15 protein-coding genes are annotated in these 13,925 nt (G+C 63.0%); 4 read left to right on the top strand and 11 right to left on the bottom strand.

Annotated elements, in window-relative coordinates; translation table 11 throughout:
* Position 1 precedes the first annotated feature (1 nt).
* The 4 genes from HQ912_RS16600 (at position 2) to HQ912_RS16585 (ending at position 4,292) form a co-directional block, all read left to right on the top strand.
* Positions 2-979: a thiamine pyrophosphate-dependent dehydrogenase E1 component subunit alpha gene (locus HQ912_RS16600; protein ID WP_047228963.1), complete on the top strand. Its 978-nt coding sequence runs from the start codon at positions 2-4 to the stop codon at positions 977-979.
* Between the two features lie 35 nt (positions 980-1,014).
* Positions 1,015-2,031, top strand: a complete 1,017-nt coding sequence (locus tag HQ912_RS16595) for an alpha-ketoacid dehydrogenase subunit beta (RefSeq protein ID WP_047228964.1) — start codon at positions 1,015-1,017, stop codon at positions 2,029-2,031.
* Entirely contained in the window at positions 2,031-3,143 is a 1,113-nt protein-coding gene (locus HQ912_RS16590) for an acetoin dehydrogenase dihydrolipoyllysine-residue acetyltransferase subunit (RefSeq protein WP_173407046.1), read from the top strand. The genes HQ912_RS16595 and HQ912_RS16590 overlap by 1 nt, the downstream gene beginning before the upstream one ends.
* Before the next feature lie 84 nt (positions 3,144-3,227).
* A complete protein-coding gene (locus HQ912_RS16585) occupies positions 3,228-4,292 on the top strand; it encodes a 2,3-butanediol dehydrogenase (protein ID WP_260990093.1) in 1,065 nt (354 codons plus the stop codon).
* A 55-nt stretch (positions 4,293-4,347) separates the two neighbouring features.
* Here HQ912_RS16585 and HQ912_RS16580 read toward each other — a convergent pair whose 3' ends face one another.
* From HQ912_RS16580 to HQ912_RS16530, 11 genes are all read right to left on the bottom strand, one after another.
* Positions 4,348-4,854, bottom strand: a complete 507-nt coding sequence (locus HQ912_RS16580) for a DUF6644 family protein (protein WP_173407044.1) — start codon at positions 4,852-4,854, stop codon at positions 4,348-4,350.
* Positions 4,854-5,204, bottom strand: coding sequence for a DUF6152 family protein (locus HQ912_RS16575; protein WP_047228968.1), 351 nt, complete (start codon positions 5,202-5,204; stop codon positions 4,854-4,856). Before HQ912_RS16575 ends, HQ912_RS16580 begins: the two co-directional genes overlap by 1 nt.
* Before the next feature lie 26 nt (positions 5,205-5,230).
* Positions 5,231-5,785: a DinB family protein gene (locus HQ912_RS16570; RefSeq protein ID WP_139050471.1), complete on the bottom strand. Its 555-nt coding sequence runs from the start codon at positions 5,783-5,785 to the stop codon at positions 5,231-5,233.
* Between the two features lie 177 nt (positions 5,786-5,962).
* Positions 5,963-6,880, bottom strand: coding sequence for a dihydrodipicolinate synthase family protein (locus HQ912_RS16565; protein WP_047228970.1), 918 nt, complete (start codon positions 6,878-6,880; stop codon positions 5,963-5,965).
* A 206-nt stretch (positions 6,881-7,086) separates the two neighbouring features.
* The gene (locus tag HQ912_RS16560; protein ID WP_139050470.1) at positions 7,087-8,115 is read right to left on the bottom strand and encodes a trans-3-hydroxy-L-proline dehydratase; all 1,029 of its coding nucleotides are present in this window, start codon (positions 8,113-8,115) and stop codon (positions 7,087-7,089) included.
* Between the two features lie 115 nt (positions 8,116-8,230).
* Positions 8,231-8,953 (bottom strand): amino acid ABC transporter ATP-binding protein, encoded by a 723-nt coding sequence (locus HQ912_RS16555; protein WP_047228972.1) that lies wholly within the window; start codon positions 8,951-8,953, stop codon positions 8,231-8,233.
* Complete coding sequence (locus HQ912_RS16550; RefSeq protein WP_076385195.1) at positions 8,946-9,596, bottom strand: amino acid ABC transporter permease; 651 nt, start codon at positions 9,594-9,596, stop codon at positions 8,946-8,948. The genes HQ912_RS16555 and HQ912_RS16550 overlap by 8 nt, the downstream gene beginning before the upstream one ends.
* Before the next feature lie 9 nt (positions 9,597-9,605).
* Positions 9,606-10,271 (bottom strand): amino acid ABC transporter permease, encoded by a 666-nt coding sequence (locus tag HQ912_RS16545; protein WP_047228974.1) that lies wholly within the window; start codon positions 10,269-10,271, stop codon positions 9,606-9,608.
* Positions 10,264-12,042, bottom strand: coding sequence for an aconitase X (locus tag HQ912_RS16540; protein ID WP_173407043.1), 1,779 nt, complete (start codon positions 12,040-12,042; stop codon positions 10,264-10,266). Before HQ912_RS16540 ends, HQ912_RS16545 begins: the two co-directional genes overlap by 8 nt.
* 10 nt (positions 12,043-12,052) lie before the next feature.
* Positions 12,053-12,871 carry a transporter substrate-binding domain-containing protein gene (locus HQ912_RS16535; protein ID WP_173407042.1) on the bottom strand — a complete coding sequence of 273 codons (819 nt, stop codon included), beginning with the start codon at positions 12,869-12,871 and terminating at the stop codon, positions 12,053-12,055.
* A 232-nt stretch (positions 12,872-13,103) separates the two neighbouring features.
* Positions 13,104-13,853, bottom strand: a complete 750-nt coding sequence (locus tag HQ912_RS16530; protein WP_076385191.1) for an AraC family transcriptional regulator — start codon at positions 13,851-13,853, stop codon at positions 13,104-13,106.
* Between the last annotated feature and the right edge of the window lie 72 nt (positions 13,854-13,925).

Raw genomic sequence — 13,925 nt, 5'->3', positions numbered from 1 at the left:
AATGTCGACACCGCTCACCCACGATCAACTGCTGCACGCCTATCAGGTGATGCGCACCATCCGCGCTTTCGAAGAGCGCCTGCACGTGGAGTTCGCCACTGGCGAGATTCCCGGTTTCGTCCACCTGTATGCCGGCGAAGAGGCGTCGGCCGCCGGCGTCATGGCCCATTTGGGCGATGACGATTGCATCGCCTCCAACCACCGAGGCCACGGTCATTGCATCGCCAAGGGCGTGGACGTGTACGGGATGATGGCCGAGATCTACGGCAAGAAGACCGGCGTCTGCCAAGGCAAGGGCGGCTCCATGCACATTGCCGATTTCGAGAAAGGCATGCTCGGCGCCAATGGCATTGTCGGGGCGGGCGCGCCCCTGGTGGTGGGCGCCGCGCTGGCCGCCCGGCTCAAGGGCACCGACAGCGTCGCCGTGGTGTTTTTCGGTGATGGTGGCTCCAACGAAGGCGCGGTATTCGAAGCCATGAACATGGCCTCGGTGTGGAACCTGCCGTGCCTGTTCATCGCTGAAAACAATGGCTACGCCGAAGCCACCGCGTCCAATTGGTCGGTGGCCTGCGATCACATCGCCGACCGCGCCGCCGGTTTCGGCATGCCCGGGGTGACGGTGGATGGCTTTGACTTCTTTGCCGTGCACGAAGCCGCCGGGGCCGCCGTCGAACGCGCCCGTGCCGGGGAGGGGCCTTCGCTGATCGAGGTCAAGCTGACCCGTTACTACGGCCACTTCGAGGGCGATGCCCAGACTTATCGGGCACCCGACGAGGTCAAGCATTTTCGCGAGAACCAGGATTGCCTGATGCAGTTTCGCGAGCGCACCACGCGGGCCGGATTGCTCACCGTCGAGCAGTTGGACCAGATCGACAAGGAGATCGAGTTGCTGATCGAAAACGCCGTGTACAAAGCCAAGTCCGATCCCAAGCCCACCGCGGCGGACCTGCTGACCGACGTCTACGTCTCCTATCCCTGAACGCTCTTCATAAAACAAGAACAGAGAATCCCATCATGGCGAGAAAAATCAGCTATCAGCAGGCAATCAACGAAGCCCTGGCCCAGGAAATGCGCCGCGATTCCAGCGTCTTCATCATGGGCGAGGACGTCGCCGGTGGTGCCGGCGCGCCCGGTGAAAACGACGCCTGGGGCGGTGTGCTCGGTGTCACCAAGGGGCTTTACGACCAGTTTCCCGGGCGTGTGCTGGATACGCCGCTGTCGGAAATCGGTTACGTCGGCGCGGCGGTCGGGGCGGCGACCTGTGGCGTGCGCCCGGTGTGCGAACTGATGTTCGTCGACTTCGCCGGGTGCTGCCTGGACCAGATCCTCAACCAGGCGGCGAAGTTTCGCTACATGTTCGGCGGCAAGGCCTCCACGCCGCTGGTGATCCGCACCATGGTCGGCGCCGGCTTGCGTGCCGCCGCCCAGCATTCCCAAATGCTCACCTCCTTGTGGACGCACATTCCGGGGCTGAAAGTGGTGTGTCCGTCATCGCCTTACGACGCCAAGGGCCTGCTGATCCAGGCGATCCGCGACAACGACCCGGTGATCTTCTGCGAGCACAAATTGCTCTACAGCATGCAGGGCGAGGTGCCGGAAGAGCTCTACACCATTCCCTTCGGCGAGGCCAATTTCCTGCGCGACGGCAAAGACGTGACCCTGGTGTCGTACGGGCGCATGGTCAACACCGCGATGGACGCGGCCCGCAGCTTGGCCGGGCGCGGCATCGACTGCGAGGTCATCGACCTGCGCACCACCAGCCCGATGGACGAGGACAGCATCCTGGAAAGCGTCGAGAAAACCGGGCGCCTGGTGGTCATCGATGAGGCCAACCCACGCTGCTCAATGGCCACCGACATTTCCGCGCTGGTGGCGCAAAAAGCCTTTGGCGCGCTCAAGGCGCCGATTGAAATGGTCACCGCGCCCCATACCCCGGTGCCGTTCTCCGATGCCCTGGAAGACCTGTACATCCCTGACGCGGCGAAGATCGAACAAGCCGTGCTCAACGTGATCGAGTGGAGCAAGCGCTGATGAGCCAGATTCATACCCTGACCATGCCCAAGTGGGGCCTGTCGATGACCGAAGGCCGGGTCGATGCCTGGCTCAAGGAGGAGGGCCAGGCCATCACCAAGGGTGATGAAGTGATGGACGTGGAAACCGACAAGATTTCCAGCAGCGTCGAAGCGCCGTTCTCCGGGATCTTGCGGCGGCAGGTTGCCCGACAGGACGAAACCCTGGCGGTCGGCGCCTTGCTCGGGATTGTCGTCGACGGTGAAGCGAGCGATGCCGAGATCGATGCGGTCATCGAGCAGTTCCAGTCGTCCTTTGTGCCCGGCGACGCTGCCGACGAAGACAGCGGCCCGAAACCGCAGAAAGTCGAACTGGATGGCCGGGTGATCCGCTTTTTCGAGCGTGGCGAAGGCGGCACGCCGCTGCTACTGGTGCATGGTTTCGGCGGCGACCTGAACAATTGGCTGTTCAACCACGAAGCACTGGCGGCCGGGCGTCGGGTCATCGCCTTGGACCTGCCGGGCCATGGCGAATCCGCCAAGACACTGCAACGCGGTGACCTGGACGAACTGAGCGGCGTGGTGCTGGCCTTGCTCGATCACCTGGGCATCAACGCTGTGCATCTGGTGGGGCATTCCATGGGTGGGGCGGTGTCGCTGAACGCCGCGCGCCTGATGCCCCAGCGAGTGCGGTCGCTGACCTTGATCGGCAGTGCCGGGCTGGGCGCGCAGATCAATGGCAGCTACCTCAAAGGTTTTGTCGAAGCGGCCAACCGCAACGCCCTCAAGCCGCAACTGGTGCAACTGTTCTCCAATGCCGAGCTGGTCAACCGGCAGATGCTCGATGACATGCTCAAGTACAAGCGCCTGGAGGGTGTGGACGCTGCGCTGTTGCAACTGTCAGCGACGCTGTTCGCCGACGGCCGCCAGCAGGTGGATTTACGCGAAGTGGTGCAGGCTGGCCACGTCCCGACGCTGGTGATCTGGGGCAGCGACGACGCGATCATCCCGGCAGCCCACAGCGACGGGCTGAGTGCCCAGGTCGAGGTGCTGCCTGGCCAGGGGCACATGGTGCAGATGGAAGCGGCCGAGCAGGTCAACCGGTTGATCCTTGGGTTCATTGAGCAGCACTGATCAAGCGGGCGGCGCGGTGATTCGTCGCCCCTACAAAATTCTGGAGGCAACGCTATGAACGTTTCAATCAAGCCTACCCGCAGCATGCGCGCCGCTGTCTGGCATGGCCGCAACGACATCCGCGTCGAAGACGTGCCGCTGCCCGTAGCGCCGCCCGCCGGCTGGGTGCAGATCCGCGTGCAGTGGTGCGGCATCTGTGGTTCTGACCTGCATGAATATGTGGCCGGGCCGGTGTTCATTCCGGTGGACGCGCCGCATCCGCTGACCGGCATCAAGGGCCAGTGCATCCTCGGCCATGAGTTCTGCGGTGAAATCGTCGAATTGGGGGCTGGTGTCGAGGGCTTCAGCGTCGGCGAGCCGGTGGCGGCCGATGCCTGTCAGCACTGTGGCACCTGCTATTACTGCACCCACGGGCTCTACAACATCTGCGAAAACCTGGCGTTCACCGGGCTGATGAACAACGGTGCGTTCGCGGAGCTGGTCAATGTGCCGGCCAATCTGCTTTACAAACTGCCGGCTGATTTTCCCACCGAAGCCGGCGCGCTGATCGAGCCGTTGGCGGTGGGTATGCATGCGGTGAAAAAGGCCGGCAGCCTGCTGGGCCAGAACGTGGTGGTGGTCGGCGCCGGCACCATCGGCCTGTGCACCATCATGTGCGCCAAGGCCGCCGGCGCGGCGCAGGTGATCGCCCTGGAAATGTCCGGTGCGCGCAAGGCCAAGGCCCTGGAAGTCGGGGCCAGTCATGTGATCGATCCGAACGAGTGCGACGCCCTGGCCGAAGTCCGCCGCCTGACCGCTGGCCTGGGTGCCGATGTCAGTTTCGAGTGCATCGGCAACAAACACACCGCCAAACTTGCCATCGACCTGATCCGCAAGGCGGGCAAATGTGTGCTGGTGGGGATTTTCGAGGAACCGAGCGAGTTCAACTTCTTTGAACTGGTCTCCACCGAGAAGCAGGTACTTGGCGCGCTGGCCTACAATGGTGAATTCGCCGACGTGATTGCCTTCATCGCCGATGGGCGCCTGGACATCTCGCCGCTGGTGACCGGGCGCATCCAGCTGGAGCAGATCGTTGGCCAGGGGTTCGAGGAACTGGTCAACAACAAGGAGCACAACGTGAAAATCATCGTGTCACCCGCACGGATCTGAGCGCGCCTGAGGTGGGCGATTGGCGATGGCCGGCAAGGCCATCGCACTTTTTATCTCAGGTATAGGCCAGCAAGCGCCCACACAACACCACCGTGAACCATATCGCCACGGACAGCACCGCCTGCGCTTTTGCCAGTCCTGGTGCCGCGCTGGCGGTGTTCCATTGGCTGACCGTGCGATAAATGCCGAGGTGAAACGCCAGGGCGTTGAGGCCCGCCGCCGCAATCAGGCACAGCTTGAGGATAAACACGCCATTGCCGGCGAAGTCATGGGGATGGGCGCTGAACATCATCAAACCGGCGGGTACGATCAACAGCAGGGCCGCAAGGGCCCAGGGCAGTAGATGGCGGGCCAGCGCCGTCACGGCAATGTCCTTGGACACCCCAAGCACCCGCAAATCGAACATCACCACCGCGCCCACCAACAGCGAAAACCCGATGATGTGCACCACCTCCACCAACGGGTAGAGCCACAGTTCGCCGCGCATGGCCAGCGCCAGGGACGAACCTTCCAGTTGGTCCAGCCAGCCCTGCGGGTCGTTGCCTGCCTCGATGACCTGCATCAGCGCAACTCGACGGTCTTGTTGTCGACGGTGATGCGTTCTGCGCGCAACTCATCGGGTTTGTTGCGGTTTGCATAGCCGACCACGCCCACCTGGTTGCCAGGCTTGAGCATGTCCTTGCTCAGGCCTCGGTTCTCCATGCGTGACGGCGGGGCGAGGACCACGGTCCAGGTTTTGTCCGCCGTTTTCAGGCGCACGAAGCCATGGGGATGCGAATAGCCGGATTCTTCTATCGTTCCGTTGAGTTGCAGGGTGTTGTCAGTGTCGTACTCGCTCCAGCCGTGATGGGCCAGGGCTGTCGTTGCCACCAGCATCAACGATAAGCCGATGCAACCGAGTATGTGTTTCATGGCAGGTCTCCTGTTGGATCATCGGTTCAGCCCGGCAGGTAGTTGCGCCAGACGCGGTCTTCGCCGAGCTGCAGTGACTGCTCGTCTTCTTCGCGAAACCTGCGGTCGCAGTCGAGGAAGAACTCATCGAGTTGCGGCGGCTTGACGTGGGTGGCACTGAGCATGGTGTGGACCTGTCCGCGATGATGGATCTGATGTTCGAACAGGTGCAACAGCAGTCGGTCGATTCGTTCGCGCACCACCTCGTCGACACGCACCAGATCGACGGAGCGGGCGAGGTCGGTTTCCCGCAGGGCTTCGCAGAATGCCACCAGTCGCTGGTCGGTTTGAGTCTGGTTGTGCAGCAATTGGGCAAAGGCCAGGGTCTCGGAAAAATCCTTTATCTGGCCGTCACGGTCGCCTTCCAGGGCGGTGAGGTAATAGCGGTCCACTTCCAGGATGTGGCAAAGCGTGGCCTGGATGGACGGGAAGAACCCCGTGCGCGGTGCCTGGTATTGGGCCTCGCTCAACGGCGCGCAGGCAGTGAGTAGTCGGTGATTGGCCCACTGATTGTTCAGGGCCTGGGCCAGGAAATAGTTCATGGGGCACCTTGTGTGCGAGCTGGCTCACGATGAGGGCGGCACATCCAGCATAGTCGATTCAGACAGACCGCTATCGCGAGCAGGCTCGCTCCCACAGGGATTTGTGGTGAATGTGGGAGCGAGCCTGCTCGCGATGGCGGCGGCGCTATCGCCGCCGGTCAGCGCCATGTCCTGCGGTCAAAGCCCCACATCCGGCAACACCGGCCGATTGGCCAGGGCCTTGGCCATGATCTGCTCGACGTACACGCGATCTTCCTCCGGCAGCGCCAGGCGTGGTGGGCGGGTGAGGGCGCTGCCGCGACCGGCGATGGCTTCGCACAGTTTGATGCACTGCACCAGGTCGGCGCGGGCGTCCAGGTGCAGGATCGGCATCAGCCATTCATAGATCGGCATCGCTTCGGCAAAACGTCCGGCGCGGGCCAGGCGGAAAATGGTTTCGCCTTCTTGGGGGAACACGTTGGACATCCCCGAGACCCAGCCTTCGGCACCCACGGCCAGGCTTTCCAGCACCACGTCGTCCAGGCCTGCAAACAACACAAAGCGGTCGCCCACTTCATTGCGCACGTCGATGAAGCGCCGGGTGTCGCCGGACGAATCCTTGAAGCACACCACGTTGTCGCAATCGGCCAGGGAAATCAGGATGTCCGGGGTCACGTCATTCTTGTAGATCGGCGGATTGTTGTAGACCATCAACGGCACGTCGGCATGCCGGGCCACGTAGCGGAAATGCTCGGCGGTCTCGAACGGCTTGGAGCCATAGACCAGCGCTGGCATCAGCATCACGCCGTCGACGCCGACCCGGCGCACCGCGTTGGCGACCTTGGCCGCCTGCACGCTGGTGAACTCGGCCACGCCGCAGATCACCGGCACCCGGCCCCGGGCAGCATCCACCGCCACTTCGGTCACGGCGATTTTCTCCTCGGCGCTCAGGGAGGTGTTTTCCCCCACCGAGCCGCAGACCACCAGGCCTGACACGCCATCGCGGATGACGTTGGAAATCACTTGATGGGTTTTTTCCAGGTTGATGGAAAAGTCATCGTTGAACTGCGTGGTGACGGCGGGGAATACGCCGCTCCAGTTGATGCGTTTGCTCATGGTTGTCTCCGGTTATGGTGTTTCGTATGCGCAAAAATTTAATTCACTACAAATCCCCTGTGGCGAGGGAGCTTGCTCCCGCTGGGGCGCGAAGCGGCCCCAACAATGACCTGACAACTCGATGTGTCAGGCAATCCAAGAGGGCTGCTGCGCAGCCCAGCGGGAGCAAGCTCCCTCGCCACAGGGGGATGTGCAAAGTTCGAAAGTCATGCGCCAGGCCAGGTATCCGAAAGCCGATACCCCTGTGGCCAGGGATCTGCCGGGTCGAGCAGCAACTGATGCGTGCCGGTGATCCACGCGCGCCCAGCGATGCACGGATAAATCGCCGGACGCCCGGCCACTTCGGTCAATGAATCGATACGGCAGTGGAACTCGGAGCCGATGATCGAGCGGCCGATGAAACGCTCTCCCACTTGCATCAACCCCTTGGCGTGCAACACCGCCATGCGCGCCGAGCAACCGGTGCCGGTGGGGGAGCGATCGATCTTGCCGGGCTGGATCACCACGGCGTTGGCACCGCTGGCGATGCCGTTCTCCAGGACGATGGGCGCGGCAATCTGGCAAAACGAGATATGCGACCAGTCCGGGTTCAACGGATGGACAAAGCCCAGTTGCTCGTTGGCGGCCCGGGTGATTTTCAACCCCACGGCCACCAATTCGGCCGCTTCATCAGGACGGATAGCAAAACCCAGGCGCTGGGCGTCGACGATGACGAAACTGTCGCCGCCGTAGGCAGTGTCCACCTGCAGCGACCCCAGCCCCTCGACTTCGATCCAGGCATCGAGGCGGTCGGCGAAGGAGGGCACGTTCTTGATTTCCACCCGCTGGACTTTACCGTCGCGGCAGTCGGCCACCGCTTCGATCAGCCCGCCGGGCGCTTCGAGGACCAAGCGCGTCTGGGGCTCGGTCATGGGCAGGATGCCGCTATCGAGCAACACAGTGGCGACGCACAACGAGTTGGAACCGGACATCGGCGGTGTGTCGGCCGGTTCCATGATGATCCAGGCCATCTGCGCCCGCGGGTCCTTGGCCGGCACCAGCAAGTTGACGTGACGGAACACGCCGCCACGGGGTTCGTTGAGGACGAAGTTGCGCAGGGTCTGGTCCTGGGCGATCCAGCGTGACTGTTCCCATACGGTGGCGCCGGGCGGTGGTGCGACGCCGCCGACGATCACATCGCCGACTTCGCCTTCGGCGTGGCAGCTGACGACATGGATGATTTTTGATGAGCGCATTGGCTGCTCCTTGGGTTGTCTGGTCGGGCCTCATCGCGAGCAGGCTCGCTCCCACACTGTTTTGCGTACGCCACAGAACCTGTGGGAGCGAGCCTGCTCGCGAAAGGGCCGTCCGCTATTTCACCGACTTGAGAAACGCCGCCGTCTCCGGCTGCACAGGGTTGCCAATCACCTGATCCGGCGGCCCGATCTCATGGACCCGCCCGTCGCAGAAAAACGCCACGCGGTCGGACACGTCCCGGGCGAAGCGGATCTCGTGGGTCACCAGCACCATGGTCATGCCGTCTTCGGCGAGCATGCGCATGGTGTCCAGCACTTCGCCCACCAATTGCGGGTCCAGGGCCGAGGTGGCTTCGTCGAAGAGCATGTAGTCCGGCGACATCGCCAGGGCCCGGGCGATCGCCATGCGCTGTTGTTGACCACCGGAAAGCTTGCCGGGGAAGGCCTTGAGTTTGTCTCCCAGGCCCACATGTTCCAGCTGTTGCAGCGCCAGCGCTTCGGCCTCCTGCTTGCTTTTTCCCAGCACTTTGCGAGGCGCCAGCATCACGTTTTCCAGCACGGTCAGATGGGGGAAAGCGTTCCATTGCTGGAACACGATGCCGATCTTTTGCCGCAAACGGTTGAGGTCGGTGGCGCGGTCGTGAACCTCGATGCCGTCCACGCGGATGCTGCCTTTGTGGATCGGCTCAAGGCCGTTGATGCACATCAGCAGGGTCGATTTGCCGGAGCCGGAGCCGCCGATGATCGACACCACTTCCCCTTTGTCCACCGTCAGGCTCACGCCCTTGACCACTTCCAGCTCGCCAAAGGATTTGTGTACGTTCTCGATCTCAATCATTTTCCTGCCACCTTCTTTCCAGACGTGCGCCAAGGCGGGCGACCACCAGGCTCATGACGTAGTAAATGAGGCCCGCAATGCACAGCACCAGCAGCGGTTCCTGGATGCGGGTGACGATGGTTTGCGAGGCGCGCAGCAGTTCGACGATGCCGATCCACATCACCAGCGCGGTGTCTTTCATCACGCCCAACACCAGGTTCAGCCAGCCAGGGAATGCGACCCGCGTGGCAATCGGTAGGACGATGTAGCGCAGATCCTGCAGGTAACTCAGGCCCAGGGAGCGACTGGCCCGCCGGGTACTCAACGGCACCGCCAGCACGCCACCGCGCACGATCTCGGTGAAGTAGGCGGCGGCGTAGACGCCGAGCACGATGCAACCGACCGCGAAGGCGCTCAGGTTCAGGCCGACGATGCTCTTGAGGGCGTTGAACAGCACGAACTGGATCAGCAACGGAACGCTGCGAAACACGTCGAGTACCCAGGCCAGTGGCAGGCTGGCCCGCGGCAGCAATGCCCGCAGCAGGCCGAACAGCAAGCCGGCCAGGGAACCCAGCAGGATCGACCACGCGGTCAGTTGCAGCGTGACCCAGGCCCCGTCGAGCAAGAACAGCAGGTCGTTAAGGGTGAGGCTGGTGGTAAACATGACGCCCCCTCAGTAGCGAAACAATCGCCAGGACAACAGCCGGGCCAGCCCGACGATCAGCTTGGCGATCAGGTAATACAGCACCGCCGCGAGGGCGAAGTATTCGAAGGTGCGGAAGGTCTTGACGTTGTATTCCTGGGTGACGCCGGTCAGGTCGTTGTTCAGGCCCACCACCACACCCAGGGAAGTCATCAGCACCGCCCAGACCATCTGGTTGGTCAGCGGGTAGAACACGATGCGCAGCAGTTGCGGCACGATGATCATCCGGTAGGCCTGCCAGGCGCTCATGCCCAGGGAGCGGGCGGCGCGCATCTGGGTACTCGGCACGGCCTTGAGGCCGCCGCGAAAGTTTTCCGCCAGGTAACCGGCGTTGTTGAAGGTGATCCCGGCCAGCAACGCCAGCCAGGAACTGACGTGCAGCCCGAGAGAGCCGAGGCCGAAGTAAAGGATGTAGATCTGGAACAGCGAGGGCGTGTTGCGGGCGATCGACACCCAGCCGTTGCCCACGCCGCGCAGCAGCGGATGGCGGGCCTGGCGCATCACCGTCAGCACCAGGGCGATCAGCACGCCGAAGATCATCGACAGCGCCGCGGTCTCGAAGGTGACCCAGGCCCCGGCGAGCATGTCGGGCAGGGCACGCAAGGCCGGGCGCCACTGGAAACTGTAGTCAAACATCGGTCAGGCCCCCCGTATGGACAGTCGGTTGCAGCCACGTCGGCGGTTGACCGCTGGCCGTTGCGCTGCACGCGGCTTCAACGCACTGCGCAAGGCTGGCGAAGTGCACGCCGCGACCGACCAGACCCGGTGCGTAATGGGCGTATTTGCCGGAGTTGGTCATCAGGGTGGTGGCCTCGGGAGGAATGACCGGCTCGCCCAACATGCACCAGCAGGTGTCGGTGACCAGGAGCGCGCCGAAGGCTTCGATAGCCTGCAGATGGCCCGCTTCGCGAGCCTGTTCCAGTACCGCTCGGCCACAGGTGATCGCCAGCACCACCTCCGGATGTTTGTGGCGGCCTGCGCACAAGGCCGACAGGGCGGCGAATTCGCTGAAGGAAAAATGCGGATTGCCCAGGGAGACCACGTCCACCTGGCGGTGCCGGGCGCTGTTGAGTTCGCGCCAACTGGCGAGCAGGCCGGCAGCGCTGACAGTGTCCTGCGGCAAACTGACTCCCGGTTCCAGGACATCGACCGGGTCGAGGGCCTCGGGCGTCACCCCGGCGATGTGGAACAGCGGCGCGGCGCTGGTGGTGGCGAACGCGGCGCCGAAGGCTTTCAAGTCGTCCCGCGTGGGGGCGGCGTGCTCCAGGCCGCGGATCAGTGGAATGCGTCGGCCCGTCAGGCTGCCGATGTGATAACCCAGCAGCGGATAGAAACTGTCGTCCACGGACCTCAACGGCGGTACATCGATAATCAGCGCGGCTTTGCGCTGTGCGTCAAGATGGCAGCCGGTCAATGGCGCGCGACCACAGAGGGCGATGCAGATGTCCAGGAAGTCCGGATACTTCTGCGTGCGGGCACCGAGCACGCTGTTGGCGTAGACCACGGCGTTGGATTCGGCCCAGACGATCTGCTCACCAGCTTTGGGCGCGCTGTCGAGCAGGTAGGGGGCACAAGTGAAACTCAACTGCGCACCCATTGCCATGTAGGCATCCCCCAAGGCGCTGGCCGGCTCACCCAGGGCGGGGTCGACGCCCAGTTCCCGCCAGCGCCGCTGGTCCACGGAGATCGAATTGAGCGTGGTGGGCACGCGCACCTTCGCGCCCCACTGCACCAGTTGTTCGGCAAAACGCAGGCTGGCCGGGCCGGTATAGATGCAGCCATCGATGTGGGCCTGGGTCACATCCAGCAGTTGTGTAGCGCCCTGGATCTGGGCCATGCGCAATACAATCTGCATTGCGACCTGGGCCGCCTTGCCGTGTCTGCCGTCCAGCAGCGCTTGGTCCGGTTCGCTGAGGCTGATGGTTGAACAGTTGAGCGCGGGGGTTGGAAAGTCCAGCCCATGCCAGCCATCGTTGGGGCGCTGACCCGACAAGGTCAGGCAAGCGCCTTCAATGCGCACAAAACCCTGGCCGCGCAACCGCTTGAAGGCCTCGTGCCCGACACACACCACCGGCAGGGAGCGCTGGAAAATCACCTGCGCCACCAGCACGCCCAGGGTCAGGATTTCATCGGCCTCGGCCAGCACCAGGGCCGCAGGGGCGTGGCCGTTGCTGATCAGCTCCATCAGCACGCTGCTGCCGGTGCAGGAGCCACGCCCGCTGGGAATCGCCAGCACGCGCCCGGCCAGGCGTTCGCCGCTCAACGGATGATGGCGGTCAATCACCTCGCCGCTGGCCGGATCGACCCCGCCCCAGAAACTCAGGCCCACATCGGCGTACAGCAGGGCGCCTTGGGCGGCACCCTCCACCAGACTTCGGCCCGTCACACGGGTAGGCGTGCTTGGCATGCTCCAATCCTCAGTAGTAGACCTGCGGCACCACCAGGTCGGCCGGCAGAATATCGGTGCCCACCCATTTGACGAACAGCTCCTTGTAACGGCCAGTGCGCACCTGCTGGTTGACGAAGAGATTGAGGTAGTTGATCAACCCGTACTCGTTGCGCTTGGCGCCAAGGGACACGTAGTCGATGACATAGGGCGCGTTGCCTGCGATTTTCAGGTTCTTGTACTTGCCCGACTTGATGGTCGCGGCCGCCACGGTGTTGGTCACCACGGTCGCATCGATGTGGCCCTGGGCGACGGCCAGCAGCGTGTCGTTCTGCGACTGGTAGGCGCGGAAACTGCCGCTGCCCCAACTCTTCTGGTCTTTTTCCAGGGCGATGGCTTCGTAGGTGCCGCTGGTGTTACCCAGAGGTTTGCCCTTGAGGTCGTCGTAGCTGTTGATACCGGTATCGTCGCGGGTCAGCACCACCATCTGAAACGCGAAGTAGGGCACGGTCAGGCCCACGGTCTTGGCCCGCTCCAGGGTGTCGGAGGTGGAGGCAACGATCACGTCCGCACGGCCGGAAACCAGCGCCGGGATCCGGTCCGGGAACGGTGTTTCCACCACTTCGGGTTCCACGCCGAGGACTTTCGCCAGGTCGTGGCAATAGTCCACGTCAAAACCAGCGGGTTTATTGCCAGCGTCACGAAAACCCATGGGCGGGAAGTCCAGGGTCACGGCGCAGCGCAGTTTGCCGGAGCCGATGATGTCGTCGAGTTTGTCGGCGTGAGCGGGGGCGATGAAAAGGGGCGTGAGGGCAACGCTCAGGGCTACAACCAATGCAGGGTTTTTCATAAATGCCTCGCTGTCGAATAAATGCGGATGAAATATCGTATTGAGGATTTCGTATACGATATTAAATAAAGCAAGCAGCGTGCCGGTTTGAGGTTGAGTCATTGGTCATTGGTAAGGCTTTGATGTGCATACATTAAAAGACGTGGAGCTGCGTCAGACGGCGAACAACGCTTGCGTGCGGTGTTACAGATAGGAGCAATCGCGGTCCCCATGCCCCACCAGGGAACACCGGTCAGCGCTGATTTTCGCGATACTGGCTGGGTGAAAGGCTGGTCAAGGCGCGGAACTGCCGGCTGAACGCGCTGTGATCGGTGTAGCCGCAGCGCAGGGCGATTTCGGTGATGGGCAGGTCGTGGTCCAGTAACAACCGCGAGGCTTCTTCCAGCCGCGCCTTGTGAATCATCTGCCGGGGCGTGAGCTGGAAGATGCGCTTGCAGTGGCGCTCCAACTGCGCCACTGACAACCCGGCGATAGCGGTCAGGTCGGCAAGGCTGATGGGGTGGGCGAAGTGCTGTTTGATATGGGCATCCACCGCCGCCAGTTTGTGGAACGCGGGGTGACTCGACTGGGGCAGTTGCAAGTCCCGGGAGATCCCGGCCAGGCCGACGATCTGGCCGTTGGGCGCATGCAGGGCGAGTTTATGGGTCAGGCACCACACCGGCTGGTTGCCGTAGTACAGGTGCAGTTCGAGCTGGTCGGCCAGTTCCCGGCCGCTGGCCAGCACCCGTCGGTCCTGCTCGGTGTACAGCGGGCCGAAACGCTCGGGAAAAACCTGCTCGGCAGTGAGGCCCAGCAGGTCAGCGCTTTGTTTGAAGCCGCAACGCCGGGCCAGGGTCTGGTTGACGAAGGCATAGCGGGCTTGCCTGTCCTTGATGAAAAACACCACGTCCGACAGGGTGTCGAGCAACGGCGCGATGGGTTGCAGGCTGTTGAGCAGGGTCGGTAAATCGCAGGGGGCGAAGGAAGTGAGCGTGGGGTACATGGTCCAGCATCGCCTTCTGATGGGAGCGAGCGTGCTCGCGGTAGCGCAGTGTCGATCTAAAATACGGGACCT

The organism is Pseudomonas sp. MPDS (genome assembly GCF_013283895.1).
In the GTDB taxonomy this organism is placed as follows: Bacteria; Pseudomonadota; Gammaproteobacteria; order Pseudomonadales; family Pseudomonadaceae; genus Aquipseudomonas; species Aquipseudomonas rhizophila.
Note: the sequence above shows the minus strand (reverse complement) of the source record. Positions and strands in the feature narration are given on the sequence as shown.

What these genes read in the sequence shown, in the direction of transcription:
- HQ912_RS16600 (WP_047228963.1), top strand. Translation starts at nt 2, where the DNA reads ATGTCGACACCGCTCACCCACGATCAACTGCTGCACGCCTATCAGGTG.
- HQ912_RS16595 (WP_047228964.1), top strand. Translation starts at nt 1,015, where the DNA reads ATGGCGAGAAAAATCAGCTATCAGCAGGCAATCAACGAAGCCCTGGCC.
- HQ912_RS16590 (WP_173407046.1), top strand. Translation starts at nt 2,031, where the DNA reads ATGAGCCAGATTCATACCCTGACCATGCCCAAGTGGGGCCTGTCGATG.
- HQ912_RS16585 (WP_260990093.1), top strand. Translation starts at nt 3,228, where the DNA reads ATGCGCGCCGCTGTCTGGCATGGCCGCAACGACATCCGCGTCGAAGAC.
- HQ912_RS16580 (WP_173407044.1), bottom strand. Translation starts at nt 4,854, where the DNA reads ATGCAGGTCATCGAGGCAGGCAACGACCCGCAGGGCTGGCTGGACCAA.
- HQ912_RS16575 (WP_047228968.1), bottom strand. Translation starts at nt 5,204, where the DNA reads ATGAAACACATACTCGGTTGCATCGGCTTATCGTTGATGCTGGTGGCA.
- HQ912_RS16570 (WP_139050471.1), bottom strand. Translation starts at nt 5,785, where the DNA reads ATGAACTATTTCCTGGCCCAGGCCCTGAACAATCAGTGGGCCAATCAC.
- HQ912_RS16565 (WP_047228970.1), bottom strand. Translation starts at nt 6,880, where the DNA reads ATGAGCAAACGCATCAACTGGAGCGGCGTATTCCCCGCCGTCACCACG.
- HQ912_RS16560 (WP_139050470.1), bottom strand. Translation starts at nt 8,115, where the DNA reads ATGCGCTCATCAAAAATCATCCATGTCGTCAGCTGCCACGCCGAAGGC.
- HQ912_RS16555 (WP_047228972.1), bottom strand. Translation starts at nt 8,953, where the DNA reads ATGATTGAGATCGAGAACGTACACAAATCCTTTGGCGAGCTGGAAGTG.
- HQ912_RS16550 (WP_076385195.1), bottom strand. Translation starts at nt 9,596, where the DNA reads ATGTTTACCACCAGCCTCACCCTTAACGACCTGCTGTTCTTGCTCGAC.
- HQ912_RS16545 (WP_047228974.1), bottom strand. Translation starts at nt 10,271, where the DNA reads ATGTTTGACTACAGTTTCCAGTGGCGCCCGGCCTTGCGTGCCCTGCCC.
- HQ912_RS16540 (WP_173407043.1), bottom strand. Translation starts at nt 12,042, where the DNA reads ATGCCAAGCACGCCTACCCGTGTGACGGGCCGAAGTCTGGTGGAGGGT.
- HQ912_RS16535 (WP_173407042.1), bottom strand. Translation starts at nt 12,871, where the DNA reads ATGAAAAACCCTGCATTGGTTGTAGCCCTGAGCGTTGCCCTCACGCCC.
- HQ912_RS16530 (WP_076385191.1), bottom strand. Translation starts at nt 13,853, where the DNA reads ATGTACCCCACGCTCACTTCCTTCGCCCCCTGCGATTTACCGACCCTG.